The sequence below is a fragment of the Cypionkella sp. genome (assembly GCF_034376685.1).
GTDB lineage: Bacteria > Pseudomonadota > Alphaproteobacteria > Rhodobacterales > Rhodobacteraceae > Cypionkella.
In genome coordinates this window covers 1-2687 of the sequence record NZ_JAXMJJ010000041.1, presented here as the reverse complement: position 1 = coordinate 2687, position 2687 = coordinate 1, and the positions used below count along the sequence as shown (strand labels likewise).

Here is a 2687-nt window from a genome sequence, read left to right as displayed (position 1 = left end):
ATCCTGCAAACACAGTCATCACCACATCGGTCAATCCGGCCGACTGACAGACCGTTTGCTGCCGCAGCTTGCCTGCGGAAGATTGTTTTCAAAAGGGGGCAGGATTTCTGCCCCCTTTTGCATAAAACATCCGGCAACCGCCATGAGTGTTGACAGGTTCGCCAAATATCAAAGAATCACGATCTTTTAGCCCCAATCCTGCCACCATTCCCCATCATTTCTATCCTCAATGGAAACAGTCGCGGGTATGTCCCGCACGGGTCCGATGCAGTTTTTTATGGTGCTGTCGTCTGTCGGCACCCTGCGTCATGGCCCGTCTTCTGGAAGGACAAGAGGCGAGATGACGAGCGTGGCAACCCTTCAACCCGATCCGGCGCCGATCGTAGCCTGCACGATTTCGCGGGATGTGCAGAACTTTGAGCTGCTGATCGACGACATGGAAAACGCACTTGGCGAAAGCTGGGGCGATCTTTCGTTTGATGATGCCTTGGTGTTCATGGGCCAGCCGGAAGCCGCCACGCTCGAATTCGTCGCCATCGCAGTCGATGCCGAGGACGAAGCGGACCTGACGCGGATTTCTGAAATCATCCGCACCGCCAAGGCGCGAGAGATCAAGGTGGTGCTGATCGCCGATCAACTCAGCCCGATTGCATTGCACCAGCTGCTGCGGCTTGGGGCCGATGATTTTGTGCCCTATCCGCTGCCAGACGGCGCATTGGACGAAGCGATTGAACGGCTTCGCCAGCCGGCCCCTCCCCCTGCGCCGATTGCCGCCCCCCCCGAAGACGAGGTCGAAGCCGTCGCCACACCAAAATTCAAGGCCAAAGGGGATCGCGAAGGCGTTGTTCTACCGGTCCACGGGCTTGCCGGCGGGTCTGGGTCTTCGACTTTTGCCGTGAACTTGGCTTGGGAACTGGCGACGCTTTCAAAAACCGACGCGCCTCGCGTCTGTCTGTTGGATCTGGATTTCCAATATGGCTCGGCGGCCACCTATCTGGACCTGCCGCGCAAGGAAATCGTGTTCGAGGTATTGTCTGATACCGCCAATATCGACAGTGACACTTTCTTGCAGTCGATGCTTACATTCAACGACCGGCTGCACGTCTTTACCGCGCCCGCCGACATGCTGCCGCTCGATATCCTTGGGCCCGACGAAATTGGCCGGATCATTGATATGGCGGCGGCAAATTTCGATTATGTCATCATCGACATGCCCAAAACCATCGTGGCCTGGACCGAATCGGTTCTCACCCGCGCGCATGTCTATTTCGCGCTAATGGAACTTGATCTGCGCTCGGCTCAGAACATCCTGCGTCTGGTTCGTGCGTTGAAAGCCGAAGCCCTGCCGCATGAAAAACTGCGCTATGTGCTGAACCGCGCGCCAAAATTTACCGACCTCTCTGGCAAAAGCCGCGTCAAGCGCATGGCTGAAAGCCTCGACATCGTGATCGAAGTGCAACTGCCAGACGGCAGCGCGCAGGTGACACAGGCCAACGACCACGGCCTGCCGCTTGCAGAAACCAGCGCAAAGAATCCGCTGCGCAAGGAAATTCAAAAACTCGCCAAATCGCTGCACGACCTGAATAAGGGCGTCGAGGCGGGCAAAGCGTAATCGGGCCAAGGGGGCTATACGATGTTTTCGCGATTCAAAAAACCAGATGCAGGCCCAGCACCAACCGGGCTGAAACCTGTCACCTCAACGGGCCCGGTGGCCCCGGTTGCCGCCTCGGTGCCAAAGCCGGTCGCCGTTATTGCGCGCCCCGGCCCCACCCCTCCGCCGCCCAAAACGCCTGCCGAGGCCCTGGCATCGGACAAGGAAAAAAAGCGCAAAGACAAGCTGATGGAGCTCAAGGTCGAGCTGCACAAGCGCTTGCTTGATAACCTGAACCTTTCAGCGCTGGAAAAGGCGTCCGAGGCGAACCTGAAACAGGAAATCGCCTCTATCACCGCCGAAGCGCTGGAGGAGATGAACGTCGCGCTAAACGCACAAGACCGCCAGATCCTGCATCAGGAATTGTATGACGAAGTCATGGGCCTTGGTCCGCTGGAAACACTGCTGAAAGATGAAACCGTCAACGATATTCTGGTGAACGGCCCCAAGCGAATCTTTGTTGAACGCGCGGGCAAGCTGACGCTGACCGACATCACCTTCAAGGATGAACGCCACCTTCTGCGGATCATCGACAAGATTGTATCCGCCGTGGGCCGTCGCGTCGATGAATCGAACCCCTATTGCGACGCGCGCCTTGCCGATGGCTCGCGCTTCAACTGTATGGTGCCGCCGGTGGCGGTGGACGGATCGCTGGTGTCGATCCGTAAGTTCAAGAAGGATAAGCTGGGCATCCCCGATCTGGTGCGGTTCGGTGCCTTTACCGAAGAAATGGCGGCCTATCTGCAAGCCGCCGTGTCCACCCGGCTTAACATCATCGTGTCGGGCGGCACCGGATCGGGGAAGACCACGACGTTGAACGCGCTGTCGTCGTTCATCGACAATGCCGAGCGGGTGCTGACCATCGAAGACACCGCCGAATTGCAGCTGCAACAGGTGCATGTGGGCCGGATGGAAAGCCGCCCGCCAAACGTTGAAGGCAAAGGTGCGGTCACCCAGCGTGACTGCTTGCGCAACGCGCTGCGGATGCGACCGGACCGGATCATCGTGGGGGAAACCCGCGGCGAGGACGTGATCG

General features: G+C 58.4%; 3 protein-coding genes. All 3 read left to right on the top strand.

The window, feature by feature from the left end; genetic code table 11:
• Positions 1–190: hypothetical protein (locus U1A24_RS09370; protein ID WP_322321713.1), on the top strand; the 190-nt coding region annotated here is incomplete at its 5' end.
• A 150-nt stretch (positions 191–340) separates the two neighbouring features.
• Entirely contained in the window at positions 341–1612 is a 1272-nt protein-coding gene (locus U1A24_RS09365) for an AAA family ATPase (RefSeq protein ID WP_305250293.1), read from the top strand.
• Between the two features lie 21 nt (positions 1613–1633).
• On the top strand, positions 1634–2687 hold a 1054-nt coding region (locus U1A24_RS09360), incomplete at its 3' end, for a CpaF family protein (protein WP_322321712.1).

Excerpts from the sequence above, each read along its gene's own strand:
- U1A24_RS09365 (WP_305250293.1), top strand. The coding sequence starts at position 341 with ATGACGAGCGTGGCAACCCTTCAACCCGATCCGGCGCCGATCGTAGCC.